16 protein-coding genes and 1 pseudogene are annotated in these 15,939 nt (G+C 39.4%); 12 read left to right on the forward strand and 5 right to left on the reverse strand.

Going from position 1 to position 15,939, the window contains the following annotated elements:
• The first annotated feature begins 71 nt into the window (after positions 1–71).
• From MK805_RS00350 to MK805_RS00370, 5 genes are all read left to right on the forward strand, one after another.
• Positions 72–332 carry an AbrB/MazE/SpoVT family DNA-binding domain-containing protein gene (locus MK805_RS00350; RefSeq protein ID WP_028777806.1) on the forward strand — a complete coding sequence of 87 codons (261 nt, stop codon included), beginning with the start codon at positions 72–74 and terminating at the stop codon, positions 330–332.
• 183 nt (positions 333–515) lie between these two features.
• A complete protein-coding gene (locus MK805_RS00355; RefSeq protein WP_240873213.1) occupies positions 516–1,568 on the forward strand; it encodes a thiamine pyrophosphate-dependent enzyme in 1,053 nt (350 codons plus the stop codon).
• Positions 1,540–2,514, forward strand: a complete 975-nt coding sequence (locus MK805_RS00360) for an alpha-ketoacid dehydrogenase subunit beta (RefSeq protein WP_240873214.1) — start codon at positions 1,540–1,542, stop codon at positions 2,512–2,514. The genes MK805_RS00355 and MK805_RS00360 overlap by 29 nt, the downstream gene beginning before the upstream one ends.
• A gap of 86 nt (positions 2,515–2,600) precedes the next feature.
• Complete coding sequence (locus MK805_RS00365) at positions 2,601–3,959, forward strand: cytochrome ubiquinol oxidase subunit I (RefSeq protein WP_240873215.1); 1,359 nt, start codon at positions 2,601–2,603, stop codon at positions 3,957–3,959.
• Positions 3,949–4,977 carry a cytochrome d ubiquinol oxidase subunit II gene (locus MK805_RS00370; protein WP_240873216.1) on the forward strand — a complete coding sequence of 343 codons (1,029 nt, stop codon included), beginning with the start codon at positions 3,949–3,951 and terminating at the stop codon, positions 4,975–4,977. The genes MK805_RS00365 and MK805_RS00370 overlap by 11 nt, the downstream gene beginning before the upstream one ends.
• 104 nt (positions 4,978–5,081) lie before the next feature.
• Here the strand turns inward: MK805_RS00370 and MK805_RS00375 are convergent, their stop codons facing one another.
• Together MK805_RS00375 and MK805_RS00380 are read right to left on the reverse strand one after the other, a co-directional pair.
• Positions 5,082–6,176 carry an NADH:flavin oxidoreductase gene (locus tag MK805_RS00375; protein WP_240873217.1) on the reverse strand — a complete coding sequence of 365 codons (1,095 nt, stop codon included), beginning with the start codon at positions 6,174–6,176 and terminating at the stop codon, positions 5,082–5,084.
• Positions 6,177–6,205: 29 nt separating this feature from the next.
• Entirely contained in the window at positions 6,206–7,120 is a 915-nt protein-coding gene (locus tag MK805_RS00380; RefSeq protein WP_240873218.1) for an NmrA/HSCARG family protein, read from the reverse strand.
• A 109-nt stretch (positions 7,121–7,229) separates the two neighbouring features.
• Between MK805_RS00380 and MK805_RS00385 the strand changes: the two genes are divergently transcribed.
• Positions 7,230–7,583 (forward strand): winged helix-turn-helix transcriptional regulator, encoded by a 354-nt coding sequence (locus MK805_RS00385; RefSeq protein ID WP_338057469.1) that lies wholly within the window; start codon positions 7,230–7,232, stop codon positions 7,581–7,583.
• Between the two features lie 63 nt (positions 7,584–7,646).
• Here MK805_RS00385 and MK805_RS00390 read toward each other — a convergent pair whose 3' ends face one another.
• Positions 7,647–8,009, reverse strand: a complete 363-nt coding sequence (locus MK805_RS00390) for a winged helix-turn-helix transcriptional regulator (protein WP_240873219.1) — start codon at positions 8,007–8,009, stop codon at positions 7,647–7,649.
• A gap of 200 nt (positions 8,010–8,209) precedes the next feature.
• Between MK805_RS00390 and MK805_RS00395 the strand changes: the two genes are divergently transcribed.
• The 6 genes and pseudogenes from MK805_RS00395 (at position 8,210) to MK805_RS00420 (ending at position 14,016) form a co-directional block, all read left to right on the forward strand.
• On the forward strand, positions 8,210–9,415 hold the full coding sequence (locus MK805_RS00395; protein ID WP_240873220.1) for an MFS transporter: 1,206 nt from the start codon (positions 8,210–8,212) through the stop codon (positions 9,413–9,415).
• Positions 9,408–10,250: an aldo/keto reductase gene (locus tag MK805_RS00400; protein ID WP_420833034.1), complete on the forward strand. Its 843-nt coding sequence runs from the start codon at positions 9,408–9,410 to the stop codon at positions 10,248–10,250. Before MK805_RS00395 ends, MK805_RS00400 begins: the two co-directional genes overlap by 8 nt.
• 236 nt (positions 10,251–10,486) lie before the next feature.
• A complete protein-coding gene (locus MK805_RS00405; RefSeq protein WP_338057470.1) occupies positions 10,487–11,110 on the forward strand; it encodes an RtcB family protein in 624 nt (207 codons plus the stop codon).
• 250 nt (positions 11,111–11,360) lie between these two features.
• Positions 11,361–12,146, forward strand: coding sequence for an LAGLIDADG family homing endonuclease (locus MK805_RS00410; RefSeq protein WP_240873221.1), 786 nt, complete (start codon positions 11,361–11,363; stop codon positions 12,144–12,146).
• Positions 12,146–12,976, forward strand: a pseudogene (locus MK805_RS00415) (RtcB family protein); the annotation flags it as partial. The gene MK805_RS00410 and the pseudogene MK805_RS00415, both read left to right, overlap by 1 nt.
• A gap of 125 nt (positions 12,977–13,101) precedes the next feature.
• Positions 13,102–14,016, forward strand: coding sequence for a PhzF family phenazine biosynthesis protein (locus MK805_RS00420; protein WP_240873222.1), 915 nt, complete (start codon positions 13,102–13,104; stop codon positions 14,014–14,016).
• A gap of 367 nt (positions 14,017–14,383) precedes the next feature.
• On the opposite strand, the gene MK805_RS00425 is transcribed toward MK805_RS00420, so the two are convergent.
• Complete coding sequence (locus MK805_RS00425; protein WP_240873223.1) at positions 14,384–14,827, reverse strand: hypothetical protein; 444 nt, start codon at positions 14,825–14,827, stop codon at positions 14,384–14,386.
• 115 nt (positions 14,828–14,942) lie between these two features.
• Positions 14,943–15,938 (reverse strand): quinone oxidoreductase family protein, encoded by a 996-nt coding sequence (locus tag MK805_RS00430; RefSeq protein ID WP_240873224.1) that lies wholly within the window; start codon positions 15,936–15,938, stop codon positions 14,943–14,945.
• Position 15,939: the final 1 nt, after the last annotated feature.

The following is a 15,939-nucleotide window of genomic DNA, read 5'->3' on the forward strand; positions in this document are numbered from 1 at the left end:
CTTCGCAAAATTTGGTATGATAGAACGGATGGCAATGTTTGCATAATTAAATAAGGCAAAGGGGATGAAACATGAACGGCATTGGCATCATACGAAAAGTAGATCATTTAGGTAGAATAGTATTGCCAAAAGAATTAAGAGAAAAATTAAATATCCAACCTCAAGATGGGGTAGAGATATTTGTTGATGAAACTCATATTGTGCTAAAACGCTATAATCCTAGCTGTGTGATCTGTGGAAGTATTGAACAACTTTTTTATTTTCGTGAAAAAATAATCTGCGAAGATTGCGTAAATGAAACATCAAAATATGCAACATCACCTACAGAATAGCCGGTCAAACCGGCTATTTTTTATAGATAACTTGTATAAATAATCTTAAATTTATGTAATTCCATATATGAAAATATTGTCTGTTTTGCGAAAGGGCAGGTTAAATAAGGAGTTTGCGTTTCCACGAACGCCTAACTCTTTGATGAATAGACTAATTTAACAAAAAGATGACGGGGTGGCTCAATGTTAATTAACCATTTATTGCCATGTGGTGCTTTGACAGATGATGGAGCCTCTTTTTGGTTGACACTCAGGGAGCAAGAGAAATTAGATCTCTTACGTTTACTCCGTTCAGTAAGGCTTTTTGATCGAAGAATGGTCTTATGGCAACGACAGGGGAAAATTGGTACTTATGCTCCAATTGAAGGCCAAGAGGCTGCACAAGTAGGAAGTGCTTATGCATTAGATAAAACGGATTGGATTTTTCCAAGTTATCGGGAACAAGGGGTAGCTTACACAGTAGGTATCCCAATGACCTCCGTCATTCAATATTGGTCCGGGCAAATTGAAGGGTGCAAACCTCCCGCTGGATATCGTTACGTACCGCCAACCGTACCAATAGCAACCCAGCTTCCTCAAGCAGTAGGGGCAGCATGGGCTATGAAAAAAAGAGGAGAGACAGGGATTGCAATTGCCTACTTTGGAGATGGAGCTACTTCAGAGGGTGATTTTCATGAGGCGTTAAATTTTGCTAGTGTATATGACTTGCCTGTTTTATTTTTTTGTCAAAATAATGGATATGCGATCAGTGTGCCATTTTCAGAGCAATCTGCCAGCAAAACGGTCGCAGAAAGAGCGGCTGCTTATGATATGGATGCTTATCAAGTAGATGGGAACGATGTATTAGCGGTATACGATGTCGTAAAGACAGCTAGAGGGAAACAAAGACCTGTATTGATCGAAGCGATTACTTATCGGACGGGAGCTCATACTACCGCTGATGATGCAAGTCGATATCGCTCAGAAGAAGAAGTGCGTATTTGGCTAAATCGTGATCCTCTCTACCGCTATGAGCAACTTTGTCTAAGTGAAGGATTACTAGACGAAGATGAGCTGATCCAAGAAGATGGGCAGGTGACAAAACAGTTAGATCGAGCAATTCGAGAAGTCGAAAAATACCAGCCTAACTTGCCAATGGGTTTATTTCAACATGTTTATCACCAAATACCAGAATGTTTGAAAAAGCAGCAAGAGGAGGTAGCATCATATGCTGACAATGGTTCAATCCATTGCTGATGCACAACGTGTTGCCTTAGAAGCAGATGAAAGTGTTTTGCTTTTGGGGGAAGACATCGGGAAAAATGGCGGTGTTTTTCGTGCTACAGAAGGGCTTTGGAAGCAATTTGGAAGTGAACGGGTGATAGATACCCCTTTGTCAGAAGCAGGAATTGTTGGTTCAGCCCTAGGACTGGCTATGGGTGGTTTTAAACCAATAGTAGAGATACAATTTCTCAGTTTTATCACACCAGCATTTGAGCAAATTGTGTCACATGTAGCCAGAATGCGTCTGCGTTCACAAGGTACATTTTCTAACTCTATGGTTATTCGCGCTCCTTATGGCGGAGGTATTGGCGCTCCTGAGTTGCATTCTGATTCAACGGAAGCGTATTTTGTTCATACTCCGGGTCTGAGGGTTGTTGTTCCTTCTTCCCCTTTTACTGCAAAAGGATTGCTGCTCGGTGCGGTTGAATGTCCTGATCCGGTATTGTTTTTAGAGCCTCTGCGCTTATATCGTACCCAAAAAGAAGAGGTGCCAGCTGATCATTACATTCTTCCCATTGATAGAGCGAAGGTGATCAAACAAGGAGAAGATGTGACGCTAATTGGATGGGGCGCGATGATTTCGTTATTGAAAGAAGCAGATCAACTGCTGCTGGAACAAGATATCTCAGCAGAAATAATCGATGTACAATCGCTCTCTCCGATTGATGAAGTTACGATTTTTGAATCCGTTAAAAAGACAGGCCGAGCAGTCATTGTTCATGAAGCACCTCGTACATGCGGAGTAGGAGCAGAAATTGCAGCCCGCCTTTCCGAAGAAGTGATTGATTCATTAGAAGCACCTATTAAACGTGTTGCGGGCTATGATGTTCCCTATCCGTTATTTGCTTTGGAACATGCTTATTTGCCGAGTACAGATAAAATTGTGCGGGCAGTAATGGAACTTGTCTACTTTCAGTAAATCAAAACTATTTTCCATAATTTCTCATAAAAATGCGCCGGGTAGGAAAGAATGAAGCCAAATACGTTTTCGAAAGGGCTCGAAAAATGGATCAAACGACAATCACAAGAGCCTTCTTTGGCACTTCTTTAGCTTTTCATATCATTTTTGCCACCTTAGCAGTGGGTATCTCGTTTATGATTTTGGTAAGTGAGATTATTTATCAACGAACAAAAGATAAAGATTATGAGCTGATGGCAAAACGGTGGACAAAAGCATTTGCTATTTTATTAGGTGTAGGTATACCGAGTGGAACGATTGTCGGCGTTCAGCTTACTTTGCTCTGGCCTGGATTTATGAAAATCGTTGGGCAAGTGATTTCGATTCCGTTTCAAATCGAGATTTTTGCCTTTTTTTTAGAAGCTTTATTTATGTCTATTTATGTTTATGCTGCAGATCGCTTATCCGGAAAAATGAGAGTCTTATCCGTCTTTTTTGTAAGTGTAGGAGCTACTGCATCTGCGACGCTTATCACTTCTGCAAATACATGGATGAACACTCCAGCAGGTTTTGATATGTATGCAGATGGAACCATTAAAAATGTGAATACTTGGGCTGCATTTTTCAATCCGAGTTATGGCTGGGCAGCTTTTCATGTAGCTATTAGCGCGTTTATGGCAGGTGCCTTTGCTATTGCTTCTGTATCTGCTTATCGTTATCTCAAAACGCCGACACAAGAGAGGAAAGTACTCGCTTTTCATCGCAAAAGTTTATTTGTTTCTTTGGTTGTGGGATTTGTGATGAGTGCCATTACAGCATTATCTGGTCACGGCTCTGCTCAAGGTTTGTATGAACACTCACCAGAAAAATTGGCTGCTGCCGAGGGGTTATTTAAAACCCAACGTTATGCTCCCTTGTCTATCGGTGGGTATACCGACCCAACTACCCATGAAGTGAAATATGATATTGAGATTCCCTATGCACTCAGCATTTTGGCTGGAAACTGGCCGAGTACAGAGGTAAAAGGTTTATATGAGTTTCCAGAAGAAACATGGCCGCCATTTTATGTTCATACATTGTTCAACATTATGGTTGGGATCGGAATGCTGTTATTGGCTTTATCTTTTATTGCTCTTGCTTATTGGTGGTTTTTTCATCATAAAAAGCAGCGTGCTTTCCCCAATTGGTTAGTTTGGATTCTTGTGGCTTCTGGCCCTTTAGCGATGTTGGGAATTGAGTTTGGCTGGATATTTAGTTGCAGCGGTCGCCAACCTTGGACGATTTATGGATTTCAACGAACTTCAGAAGCTGCGACCAAAGCTGCTCATGTAGGAAATTTATTTGTTTTGTTTGGTTTTCTCTATCTTTTGCTCAGTGTATTGGTCGTAGCGGTAATGCGAATCTATTTTAAACGAAATCCACTGGCTAAAGAATTGGCGAAGCGGGGTGATGGACATGTTACCTGAGGTAATTGCTAGTTTTATCGTTGGAGTGTTTTTATTTGTGTATGCGATTTTAGGAGCGATCGATTTTGGATCTAGCTTTTGGTCGATGTATTATTTGCGCAGGCATACAGAGGCAGGAGTCATTGCAAATCGATTTTTATCTCCTACTTGGGAAGTGACCAATACTTTTTTGGTATTGTTGGTCGTTTCCTTTGTGAGTTTTTTTCCAAAAGCTGCTTTCACTTTAGGAACCGTCCTGCTGGTGCCTGTCAGCATTGTGCTCATTCTCATCAGTTTGCGAAGTGCATTCATGGTGTTTGCATATTCTGTTCAAAGTTATCAACAAACTTTGCGCATTATCTCTGGAATTGCTGGATTTTTTATACCGATTCTCTTGATAAGTGCATTACCAGTTACCCAAGGACCGTTTATTGGGATAAAAAATGGTGTGGAAACACTTTTAACTACAAAATGGTTGACGAGTGCCTCCACCTACTACTATATGTTATTTGGGCTGACATCAGAGCTGTTTCTATCTTCTCTTTTTCTGGCAGATTACGCGAAAGAAGCCGGAAAAGAGGAGACCTATCGAGTTTATCGAAAAAAAGCAATCATCGTAGGCCCTGTGACATTGGTTTCGGCAATACTCACCTTACTCGTTTTAGAACCAGAAGCCAAATGGTTACTAGATAACTTATTCGATCAAGTGGAATGGTTTGTATTATCCATCTTGTTTTATTTGATCGGCTACAGCTCCCTCTGGTGGCCAGATGCTAGAAGTGACAGCACTGGTAAACCTCGCGTAGCAGTGCTTTTGATCGTAGTGCAGTATATGATCGCCAGTTACGCTTATGCTTCTGCGCATATGCCATATATCGTCTATCCTTATATGACGATCACAACAGGATTTACTGGAGAAGTAACTTTCCGCGCACTATTCTGGGTGTATGTAGTTGGTCTGGCAGTGCTTGTTCCTGGATTTTACTTATTCTGGAGGTTATTTTTAAAAGATCGCAGGTATTTACGGCAAGAAGAGTAGTTTTTAGATATTAGGGGGAAACCTAAGTTCTTTTGTTATGTTCTAGGATTGAGAGGTTAGTCTAAAATAAAAAAGACGGAAATATCCCGTCTCTTCGCTTTATTTTAAGATAATGTTTTGAGTGCTTCCGGCGTATACGGAATCATTTTCTCTGTTTTCCCCGCATGCAACTTGCTCGCCCAAGCAGGATCAACTAGTAAAGCTCTCCCAATTGCGACAAGATCAAATTCATGTTTTTGGAGTCGATCGATTAAAGCATCAATAGGAGCATTTTTGGCTGTTATTCCAGGTGCAAACACATCATCCAAACCGACAGAGCCCACTGTGATCGTAGGTTTGCCTGTTAACTTCTTGGTCCATCCAGCTAAATTTAATTCAGAATCAGTAAATTCCGGCTCCCAGAACCGACGAGTGGAAGCATGAAAAATATCTACCCCAGCTTCGGATAACGGTGAGAGAAATTGTTCGAGTTCTGCTGGAGTCTTTGCTAGTTTCTCCGTATATGCACCAATTTTCCATTGGGAAAAACGAAATACAATCGGAAAATCAGGACCAACTGCTTCCCGGCACGCCTCAATAACTTCAACTGCAAAGCGAGTTCTTCCTACTAAATCTCCTCCATATTGATCGGTTCGTTTGTTGGTTGCTTCCCAGAAAAATTGATCAATTAGATATCCATGGGCACCATGCAGCTCAATTCCATCAAAGCCGATACGTTTAGCATTTGCAGCAGCTTCCGCATATGCTTCGACAATGTCTTTTATTTCTTCTACTGTCAAAGGTTCTGCTACTTTTTCTCCTGTAGAAGTGATACCAGAGGGACTGATAGGTTTTACATCTGGAAAAGGGTGACTTCCGACAGGCCGCTGAATCCCCACATGCCAGAGTTGAGGGATAATTTTCCCTCCAACCTCATGAACTGCTTCTACTACTTTTGCCCATCCTTGTAAGGCTTCTTTCCCATAGAAAAAAGGAACATTGGAGTCGCTTGAAGCAGCAGGATGGTTAATAACTGTACCTTCTGTAATAATTAATCCAACTTCGTTAGCAGCTCGTCTTTTGTAGTAAGCGGCAACCTCTTCAGTAGGTATACCATTTGGTGAAAATGCACGAGTCATCGGTGCCATAACAATCCGATTGGGAAGTTGCAGTTTATTGAATGTAAATGGTTGAAATAACGATTCTAATGCTTTCGTCATTCTCTGTACCTCCAATTTTTCATTATCTACTAATCTCCTTTGTTTTCTCGGAAAAAGGATTCGAACTTTATTTTACCCTTTTTATCTAGCCATTTGTCAAAGGTTGTTAAGTTAGGATGGAGTTTTCGCAAATAGGCTAAATCTACTCTACTTTTGCCTTGATTAATCCAGTCATAGACTTTAGCTATTTCCTCATCTTGTTTGCGTAAAGCTTCCATCGGAATTTGTTTATAGGTAATTGTTGTTCCAGATACCCGAGAAATAGCAGCTGCGATATTGGGTGGTGTTACTGCATCACTTGCCAATGAGATAGTTTTTCCTACATATTCATTAGGATGGTCAAATGCTAGAGAAACAAATACACCAATATCTTCAATCGCAATAAGATTAACAGGGATATTCGGCTGTGTAGCATCAGCATAAACACCATTTTGTAGTCCATAGTGAGTAAACGTAAGAAAATTCTCCATAAACATGGGCAATCTGAAAATAGTTGCTGGTAACCCAATGGACTGGATATGTTTTTCGATTTCCCATTTTGCTAAATCTCGAAACTTCGCTTGTTCTTCTGCACCTTCAAAGGAAGTATAGATGAAGTGTTCTACTCCGGCTTTTTTCGCTGCATCAGCAACATTTATACCCATTTGTACTTCTTTTTCTATATCGATAGGCTCAAAGGGTTGTACACTGAAAACACCATAAACCCCTTGCATTGCAAGATTGAGTGCAGGCAGATTTTCTATATCTGCTTCTACTATTTCGATATTTTTTTGGACAAGTGACTTTGCTTTTTTGCTGTTCTTGTCACGAGTAAGGGCTCTAACTCTCCATCCTGCTTTTACTAAATGATTTAAAACAGCTCCTCCTTGTTGCCCTGTAGCACCTAAGACCAAAATAAGTTTATCTGTATGCATGATTCTCCTTCTTTCTTGAGTCGATTCCATTACGTTCTTTTTGATGATAAATCAGATGATATACTTAAGTAAGAACGCACTTTTTTTTGGTATAAACTCGGAGAATAGAGCTACTGATAAATAGTAAGTAGGTGGGGAATTGAAGAGAAAAGATATGCAACCATGTGCAATTCCGATTCAGCAAGCTTTAGAAGTGATCAATGGAAAATGGTCCTATTTTGTCATTGCTCAATTATGTGTGAGATCGCAGCGATTTAATCAATTACGCAGAAGTATTGGAGATATTAGTATTAAATCTTTAACAGATACGCTTCGTCATTTGGAAAGGATAGATGTGGTGCATCGGGAAGTATATCCCACTGTTCCCGTAAGTGTAGAATATTCACTCACCCAAAAAGGGAGAGAGTACGGGGCGATTTTAGTTCAAATGCGGAATTGGGGAGAAAAATGGGGCGTTGCGGGCTTTGATCAAGACGAACTAGGTATTAGATGAGGGTTATTATTTACTTTCTGTATTGTAAAATAGCCAAGAGTGAGGCCTATGCTTCACTCTTTTTCACTTATTTAAAATGCTTTCCTCTAACATGCTTTCTTTATCACCATAAACACGAATAATGTGCTGTTCTCCCCAAGCACATAATGAATTCAAGATTGCTTCTAAACTATGACCATATTCACTTAGTTCATACTCTACTTTTGGAGGGACTTGCTGATAAACAATTCGATTGATGACTTCATCTTCCTCTAACTCTCTGAGCTGTTGGATGAGCATTTTTTGAGTGATAGCAGGCATCAACTTTTTGAGTTCACTGGTTCGTTTTTTTCCACGCATTAAATGACAGAGAATGACACACTTCCATTTTCCCCCGATCACCTCTAAGGCGGCTTCAACCGAGACATTGTATTTCTTTTTTAGCATCTGTTTCGCTCTCCTTTTCTGCTACTTGAAAGTTACTACATTACTTTCTGGTGACTATATCACAATAAAGTGCGTACTTCCCGATTGTTCTTTTATCCCTCATAATAGCATCTTGTGATGGGCAAAGAAAATACAATCTTGTTGTATGATTTCCGTTCATCTATCAGACCATACAACTAGGATGTTAGGAGGGAATAGTGATGCAAGGAAAAAGAAGTACATTTGCATTGCTTGCGTTAGCTATAAGTGCATTTGCGATCGGAACCACGGAAATTATCAGTGTAGGGCTATTACCACTTATTTCATCTGATTTAAATATACCGGTCACCACAGCTGGTTTGACCGTTTCCTTATATGCTTTAGGTGTTACGATTGGAGCGCCTGTTCTTACATCATTGACTTCACGAATGTCGCGGAAATCGCTGCTACTATGGATCATGATAGTATTTATCATCGGAAATAGTATTGCAGCAGCAGCAACCAATATCGGTATATTATTACTTGCTCGTGTAGTGTCTGCTTTTGCCCATGGTGTTTTTATGTCCATTGGTTCCACGATTGCGGCTGATTTGGTACCGGAAGATCGAAGGGCAAGCGCGATCTCTATGATGTTTACAGGATTAACAGTAGCTACTGTGACAGGTGTACCATTTGGAACTTTTCTTGGTCAGCAACTAGGCTGGAGAACAGCCTTTGTAGCCATTGTAATCGTAGGGATTGTAGCATGGATTGCTACGATATTTCTTATTCCCTCTGATTTACGCAAAGGCAAGCCAACGAATTGGAGAGATCAGACAAAATTAATTACCAATGGTCGACTTCTATTGATTTTTATCATTACTGCTTTAGGTTATGGAGGTACATTTGTTGTATTTACGTATCTGACTCCATTACTTCAAGAGATATCCGGCTTTAAAGCATCTACGGTTGCGATTATATTGCTTGTTTATGGTATCGCCATTGCGATTGGAAACACGGTCGGTGGGAAAATGGCAAATAAAAAACCTATTCAAGCATTATTTTTTATGTTTTTGGTGCAAGCTATTGTATTATTTGTGTTTACTTTCACTGCACCATTCCCAATTGCATCACTTATAACGGTATTCTTTTTGGGTTTGTTTGCTTTCATGAATGTTCCCGGACTGCAAGTGTATGTAGTTATGCTTGCAGAGCGTTTTGTGCCAAGTGCAGTGGATGTAGCATCGGCTATTAACATTGCAGCCTTTAACGCTGGTATTGCCTTGGGATCGTATATGGGGGGATGGATTACGGACCAAATGGGATTGATTCATACTCCATGGGTCGGTGGTCTTATGGTAGTAGCAGCAATAGTTTTAACAGCTTGGAGTTGGAGCTTGGAAAAAGACGATTCATCCTATAGAGAAGGAGTTAAGAAAAGTGCCTGATCACTTGCAAGATACAACAATATTAAACAATGGGGTAAAAATGCCTTGGCTGGGACTTGGTGTATTCCAAGTAGAAGAAGGTCCTGAGTTGGTACATGCAGTAAAGACTGCAATTGCTCATGGTTATCGCAGTATTGATACCGCTGCAATTTATGCGAACGAAGATGGCGTCGGACAAGGAATAAAAGAAGGATTGGAAGCAGCAAATATCTCTCGTGAAGATTTATTTGTGACGTCTAAAGTTTGGAATGCCGATCTTGGGTATGAAGAGACACTAGCTGCTTTTGAAACTAGTTTAAAGAAGTTGAGCCTAGATTACTTGGATCTCTATTTGATTCATTGGCCGGTAGAAGGCAAGTATCAAGAGGCTTGGAGAGCAATGGAGAAGTTATATCACCAAAGAAAAATTCGAGCGATTGGTGTGAGTAATTTTCAAGTCCATCACTTAGAAAACTTGATGGAAAAAGCGGAGGTAAAACCAGTTATCAACCAAGTGGAGTTTCATCCTCGACTTACACAAAAAGAGTTACGAGCATACTGCAAAGAACATGATATTCAAGTAGAAGCATGGTCTCCCTTGATGCAAGGACAACTTTTGAACAATGAAACAATCCAAGAAATAGGTAAAAAATACAACAAATCCGCTGCACAAGTCATCATCCGATGGGACCTGCAAAATAAAGTAGTGACCATACCAAAATCTACAAAAGAACAGCGGATTGTTGAAAATGCTTCGGTTTTTGATTTTGAGTTGACAGAAGATGAGATGGAACGAATCAGTGGACTGAACCAAGATTTACGCGTAGGTCCAGACCCGGATAACTTTGATTTCTAATGTTTTAAGCAAAGTACTCCTTATCAATAGAAAGGGTACTTTTTTGTTGTGTTAACCTTCATAAAATCTTTTGTGTCCAAATGGTTAATTTCGGAAACAGATCTTCGAGAATCGATTATTCTCTTTAAAAATCAGATTTTAATTATAAAGAAAAAGGGATAAATTATGGCTTTATATGTGAAAAAATAGTAAAATATGAAATGTTAGTTCTTTTCCTGAAAAGGAGATTATACAAAATGTTAAAAAATCATGGCAAAAATCACAGAGAAGTAGAATTATCTCATGGAAAGCTTCATATCTTTGCCAATGATGAAGTTTTCGCATCGCTAGAAGACAAAGTGTATCATATGGCGGACAATAATTTGCAAATACCGCGAAATGTACACATGAGTTACACTCCTGATGCCCATGTGGGAATCGGAACATGTATCGGAACAACAGCCGTGTGGAATATGCGAGATGGATTTGTCTCACCATCCATTGTGGGCTCGGATATCGGTTGTGGAATGCGTGTTCATTTGACCCCATTGAAAAAAGAAGATATTCAAGATAAAAAACTACGAAGAGAGCTAATAAAATCGATTGAAAAATTTGTGCCAGCCAATGAACGGGCGGCATCTCATTATAAAAATATTCGGGTTGAAAAAATTGTTTCCGAAGGTTTACATGGTCTGCCACCTGAGTATATTCCAGACCGCTACACCCCCAAACAACGCAAGTCATTGACTCATGTCGAACATGCTAAGTTTGAATTTAATACCGATTTCTTAGAACATATCCCAGATAAAATGTGGAGCCGTGCTTGGCAGCAAGTGGGAACACTTGGTGGAGGTAAAAGGATTGCCTCCCTAGTACAGTAATGTATTAGTCAAAAACTCGTCCAAAACGGGAAACCCTGAGATGGGAATTCCGTGGGAAGCGATAATACGCCCCGTAGAGAGCAGAGGGACTTGGGCATCCTACTAGCTTATGCTAGGGATGAAGGTGTGCTCCGAACTACAGGAAAAAGAACCTGTAGAGGTTGACAGAAATGATCAACCCGTTACGAAATACTTGATTTCTTCGGAAAAATTAATATAATCATTTCAACAAACCCGAGGGGAAATGATTGTGAATATTGATTTGAGAAATCCTTCATATTCTTATTTTTTTGGTTTTATCCAAGCCGACGGTTCTATGTCATGTGAAAGTAGAGGGAGAGGAAGACTTACTATCGAAGTGAATTCAGATGATCAGGAAATTTTGGAATACATCCAGAAGATAATTCCATGTACTTCTACAATATATACTCGTATTCGTGATACAAATTATAAAAAAGAATATAAGTCGTCAATTTTACGGGTATATGACAATAAATTTCGTGATCAGCTTATTAAACTAGGTATGTTCTATGGAAAGAAATCATCTTTAATTTTTCCACCTAAATACTCCTATTCAGAGATAGATTATTTTAGAGGGTATATTGATGGTGATGGTTCTTTAGGACTCACTTCAAGTGGAATTCCTTTTCTTTCCATTGTAACTTCTAGTGAAGAATTTGCTAATGCATACCTAAATTTTATTTATAAGATTACTGGGAAAGTAAAAACCAGTTCGCCAAATAAACGTGATAAAGTCCATAATATAGCTGTGTTTAAAGAGGATGCTCAATCTATTGCAAAGGTACTTTATTATGAAGGATGCTTAGCAATTCCAAGGAAAATGGAAAAAGCAAAAGAAATTCTTAATTGGAAAAGACCAAAAACGATGAGGAAAATAAGAAACCGTAAAAGATGGACACATGAAGAAGATCAGTATATCATCTCCAATAGTATTGAGGATTCAGTCAAATTCCTCAATCGAACAAAACAAAGTGTTTCTATGAGGATATGGAGAATTCGTAATAGTAACAAATGAATCATTTTATTGAAATCCAAGCGATCCACATTCGGGAAGAAAATCGAGAAATTGCGGAAAAATGGGGACTGGAAGATGGACAAGTTGTCATCATGATCCACTCTGGTTCGAGAGCTTGGGGAGGAATGATGGGACCCAAGTACTCCAAAGATTTTAAAGAAGCGATGAGCAGATGGGGAGTTGGAACACCAGACCCTAATCTTGTTTATGCCCCAATTGATTCCGATCAAGGACAACAATATATCAATCTGATGTATTCCGCCTTAAATTTCGCAGTTGTGAACCGTCATATGTTAGCTTACGGTGTGCGAGAAGGCTTTAAGGAAGTGTTTGGCTCAGACTTTGAAGCTCCTGTGTTGTATGATCTGATGCATAATTATGCGTTGAAAGAGTTTCACCGCAATCAGCCAATGCTTGTTCACCGTAAAGGGACAACGAGAGCGCTGCCTGCTGGTCACTTCTTAAATACAGAAGCTTATAAAGAGACTGGGCACCCAGCACTCATCCCTGGATCGATGGGTACATCATCGTACATCATGGTAGGATCAAAAGACGGAGAGAAAAACTTCTATTCTATCTGTCATGGTGCTGGCCGCGTTCGTTCCAGACGTGCTACCAAAGAGCTGATCACGATTGACGAATTTGCTGAGTCGATGAAAGTAGGTACAGATGAAGAAGTATTAGTCAACCAGCGGACATTGCAGAGTATTCTCGATGAATGCCCACAAGCGTACAAAGATGTGGATCAAATCATTGATTCCATCGAAGGAGCAGGGCTGGCGTCTGTTGTTGCGGAATGCAAACCATTAGCAGTTATCAAAGGTGTTTAGTAGGGGGGAGTCCCCTTCATTGTTCGATACAATGAAGGGGACTTTACCAAATTGGGAAGTCCCTCACTTCTAAGCATAAGCGAAGATGGAGAGAGGCTCATCAGCGAGAAAGGGATGAAGAAACGATGAGAAATATTTCTGTTTATCATGTGGATGCTTTTACCAATGTTTCTTTTGGAGGAAATCCAGCAGGAGTTGTACCCCAAGCAGATGGTTTGACAGAAAAAGAGATGAAAAACATAGCAAAAGAGCTTAACCTGTCGGAGACAGCAATTCTTTTTTCCTCCGACCAACCTGGGATCGACTTCCGCGTTCGTTACTTTACTCCTACAGATGAAATTGATTTTTGTGGTCATGCTACGGTTGGTCTTTCCTGGCTGCTAGCCACAAAGTATGGATGGAAAGATAAAGCAGACAAAATTGTATTGGAAACCAATATAGGTACAATTCCTGTAGAGTTTTCAAAAGAAAAGGAAGAACTTACTGCTGTGACAATGACACAAGTTACCCCTAAAATTCAGAATGTCCAAATGGATTCGGATGAGATAGCCCGAGTGGTTGGGATATCAACAGAGGCTTTGGATCAGAGATATCCAATAAAACTAGCATATACAGGCAATTGGCATCTTATCGTTCCTGTTAAGTCTCAAAGCGATATTGAAACTGCTCAACCACTGCTCGATGAACTCAAAAAATTAAACCAGTCACAAAAGGCTAGCACAACACATTTGTTTACTTTTGATACAGTGGAACAAGGTTATGATTTGTACACCCGTGATTTTGCTCCGGCGGTTGGTATTCCGGAAGATCCTGTTACTGGCGCTGCAAATGGAGCACTTGCTGGATATCTTTTGTTAGAAGGAATACTCTCGTATGATCAAATGCAAAATCTCAGAATTGCCCAAGGTCATGCAATTGGGCGGCCTGGAACTCTGTTTGTATCCGTTAAGAAAGGAACATCTGACTTGGAACCTGTGATTCAAGTGGGTGGAACAGCAACTATCACAATAGAAGGAACTTTAATGCTTCCCGAGAAATGAAAACTAAGTGATTCTTTTTAATTTATAGATTTGCGAGTGGGAAAACCCATAGTTTGAATCATGGGATGATAACGAGCGTTGGATTAGAGAGGGTTTATTCCTCTTATTTATCATTTTTTTAGTTTTGGGTAAATATAATTCTTCTATTTCATAGTGTGATGTCTACAGAATGTTGGCATACCCAAGTAGAATAAAAAAACACATGATCTCTAAGTGCATAGAGGTCATGTGTTTTCTATCGCTATTTATCTGATACGGAGATTTTTTCATTCACTTCATTTTCACATCTAACTGGCTTTTTTCAAGAGAAAACAAAACTGCACTATCACTGTAAAACCCTATTGCCAATATTATCTTTTCTCTAGACTTAATCTTTTGATTGAAGTTTTTCAGCTGTAAATTGTTTTTCTTTTGATATTTTTATCGGGGTATTGTCCGTTTTCCCACTAAACTGAACAATCAATTTATACTGTTGACCTATTTTTAGTTTATCGCTACTAAAGTAAGCAAAACAAGATTTGAGATCTGGATTACAATCCTTTGAAGAGGCATTGCCCATCCCTTCAATTTGAAAATTCCAATTACCACTTACCTTTGCATTCGGTTTTATATTTATTAACTCCGCACTAGATGAATAAGCAGAATCCATTTCAGTTGGTTCAACAACACCTATTTTTATTTCTGGAATACTAGCAACATTTGAGCTTGTTTGTTCAGAACTTGATTTGGAAACAGAATCACCATTTGAATTTGTACAACCAACCAACGGCACACATAAAAAAATGGAAAAAATAATAATGAGTTTTTTCATAATCTATCCTCCCGATGAATATGAGAAGATTTTAACTTTTTTAATTAATGTAGTCAACAAGTGTCAAAAAGAGACTTGAATTGTTACATTTCATTCAAGTCATTTTTACACATGTTTAATGGGGGAATTTAAAAAACCGTTTCCCATATTCAGGTCGATATAGACTTTCATAAATCGCAGTTTTGAAGTCCTCCAAAGGGTGCATCCTACCGATTGAAACCTGAAAGTCTATGCTTTTTGTAACATCGATAATCGCTTGAAGCATCTGTTGATCTTTTTGTTCCGGTGGGGTCAGGAAGTATCGATAGAGATAGGCATGAATCCCGATGTTATTCATCAAAATATGATAGTTGTGAAGTTCAAATTTTTCTGAGCTAAAATTACCATAAATTACAACTTGTCCGCCGAATGACAGAGATTGAATTAGATCTCCTGTAACTGGTCCTCCAACTGCGTCAATAACACCATTTAACCCCTTATTTTGTGTGATTTCTAAGATGAAATCCTTTATGTTTTTATCAGCTTTAGATAAATCGTATACATGAGAGGCTCCGAGTTCTTTTAAATCCAAATGTTCATGTGTTTTTCTGACGATGGAAATGACATTTATACCTCTGTGCTTTGCTAGTTGTGATACCATTGTTGCAACATTTGAATTTCCTGCGGTAAGCGCAAGCCATTGACCCGATTGAACTTTAGACTGCTTAAGAAGATCCCAAGCTGTAATCAAGTTAAAGAATTGAGCAGCTTTTTCTATGGGATAATCGGATGGTAATGGAATTACCCATTCTGCGGGCACAGCAGCATATTCGGACCAAGTATTAAAATACCCAAAGGTCACGAGTGTTCCAGGTCTATAAGAGACTTCTTTGCCGGCTTTTGTAATAATCCCCGCACCATAATTTCCAGCGATTTGCCTCGGGAAGACAGGTTTCTTAGGTTCAGGATATAAATTTTGGATAAATAGAAAGTCCCCTGGGTTGATCGAAGCTGCTACCATCTTGACCAAAACCTCATTATCTTTTATTTCTGGAATCGAAAATTCACCTAGCTGTAAAGCAGCAAAATCATCTTTAGAAGAACCAAATTCATTAAAATAAATAGCTTTCATT

The sequence above is a fragment of the Shimazuella soli genome (assembly GCF_022511585.1).
GTDB lineage: Bacteria > Bacillota > Bacilli > Thermoactinomycetales > Thermoactinomycetaceae > Shimazuella > Shimazuella soli.

Bases quoted from the DNA above. Each gene is read 5' to 3' on its own strand.
- MK805_RS00355 (WP_240873213.1), top strand. From the start codon at position 516: ATGTTAATTAACCATTTATTGCCATGTGGTGCTTTGACAGATGATGGA.
- MK805_RS00375 (WP_240873217.1), bottom strand. From the start codon at position 6,176: ATGACGAAAGCATTAGAATCGTTATTTCAACCATTTACATTCAATAAA.
- MK805_RS00365 (WP_240873215.1), top strand. From the start codon at position 2,601: ATGGATCAAACGACAATCACAAGAGCCTTCTTTGGCACTTCTTTAGCT.
- MK805_RS00390 (WP_240873219.1), bottom strand. From the start codon at position 8,009: ATGCTAAAAAAGAAATACAATGTCTCGGTTGAAGCCGCCTTAGAGGTG.
- MK805_RS00420 (WP_240873222.1), top strand. From the start codon at position 13,102: ATGAGAAATATTTCTGTTTATCATGTGGATGCTTTTACCAATGTTTCT.
- MK805_RS00360 (WP_240873214.1), top strand. From the start codon at position 1,540: ATGCTGACAATGGTTCAATCCATTGCTGATGCACAACGTGTTGCCTTA.
- MK805_RS00405 (WP_338057470.1), top strand. From the start codon at position 10,487: ATGTTAAAAAATCATGGCAAAAATCACAGAGAAGTAGAATTATCTCAT.
- MK805_RS00350 (WP_028777806.1), top strand. From the start codon at position 72: ATGAACGGCATTGGCATCATACGAAAAGTAGATCATTTAGGTAGAATA.
- MK805_RS00370 (WP_240873216.1), top strand. From the start codon at position 3,949: ATGTTACCTGAGGTAATTGCTAGTTTTATCGTTGGAGTGTTTTTATTT.
- MK805_RS00425 (WP_240873223.1), bottom strand. From the start codon at position 14,827: ATGAAAAAACTCATTATTATTTTTTCCATTTTTTTATGTGTGCCGTTG.
- MK805_RS00395 (WP_240873220.1), top strand. From the start codon at position 8,210: ATGCAAGGAAAAAGAAGTACATTTGCATTGCTTGCGTTAGCTATAAGT.
- MK805_RS00380 (WP_240873218.1), bottom strand. From the start codon at position 7,120: ATGGAATCGACTCAAGAAAGAAGGAGAATCATGCATACAGATAAACTT.
- MK805_RS00430 (WP_240873224.1), bottom strand. From the start codon at position 15,938: ATGAAAGCTATTTATTTTAATGAATTTGGTTCTTCTAAAGATGATTTT.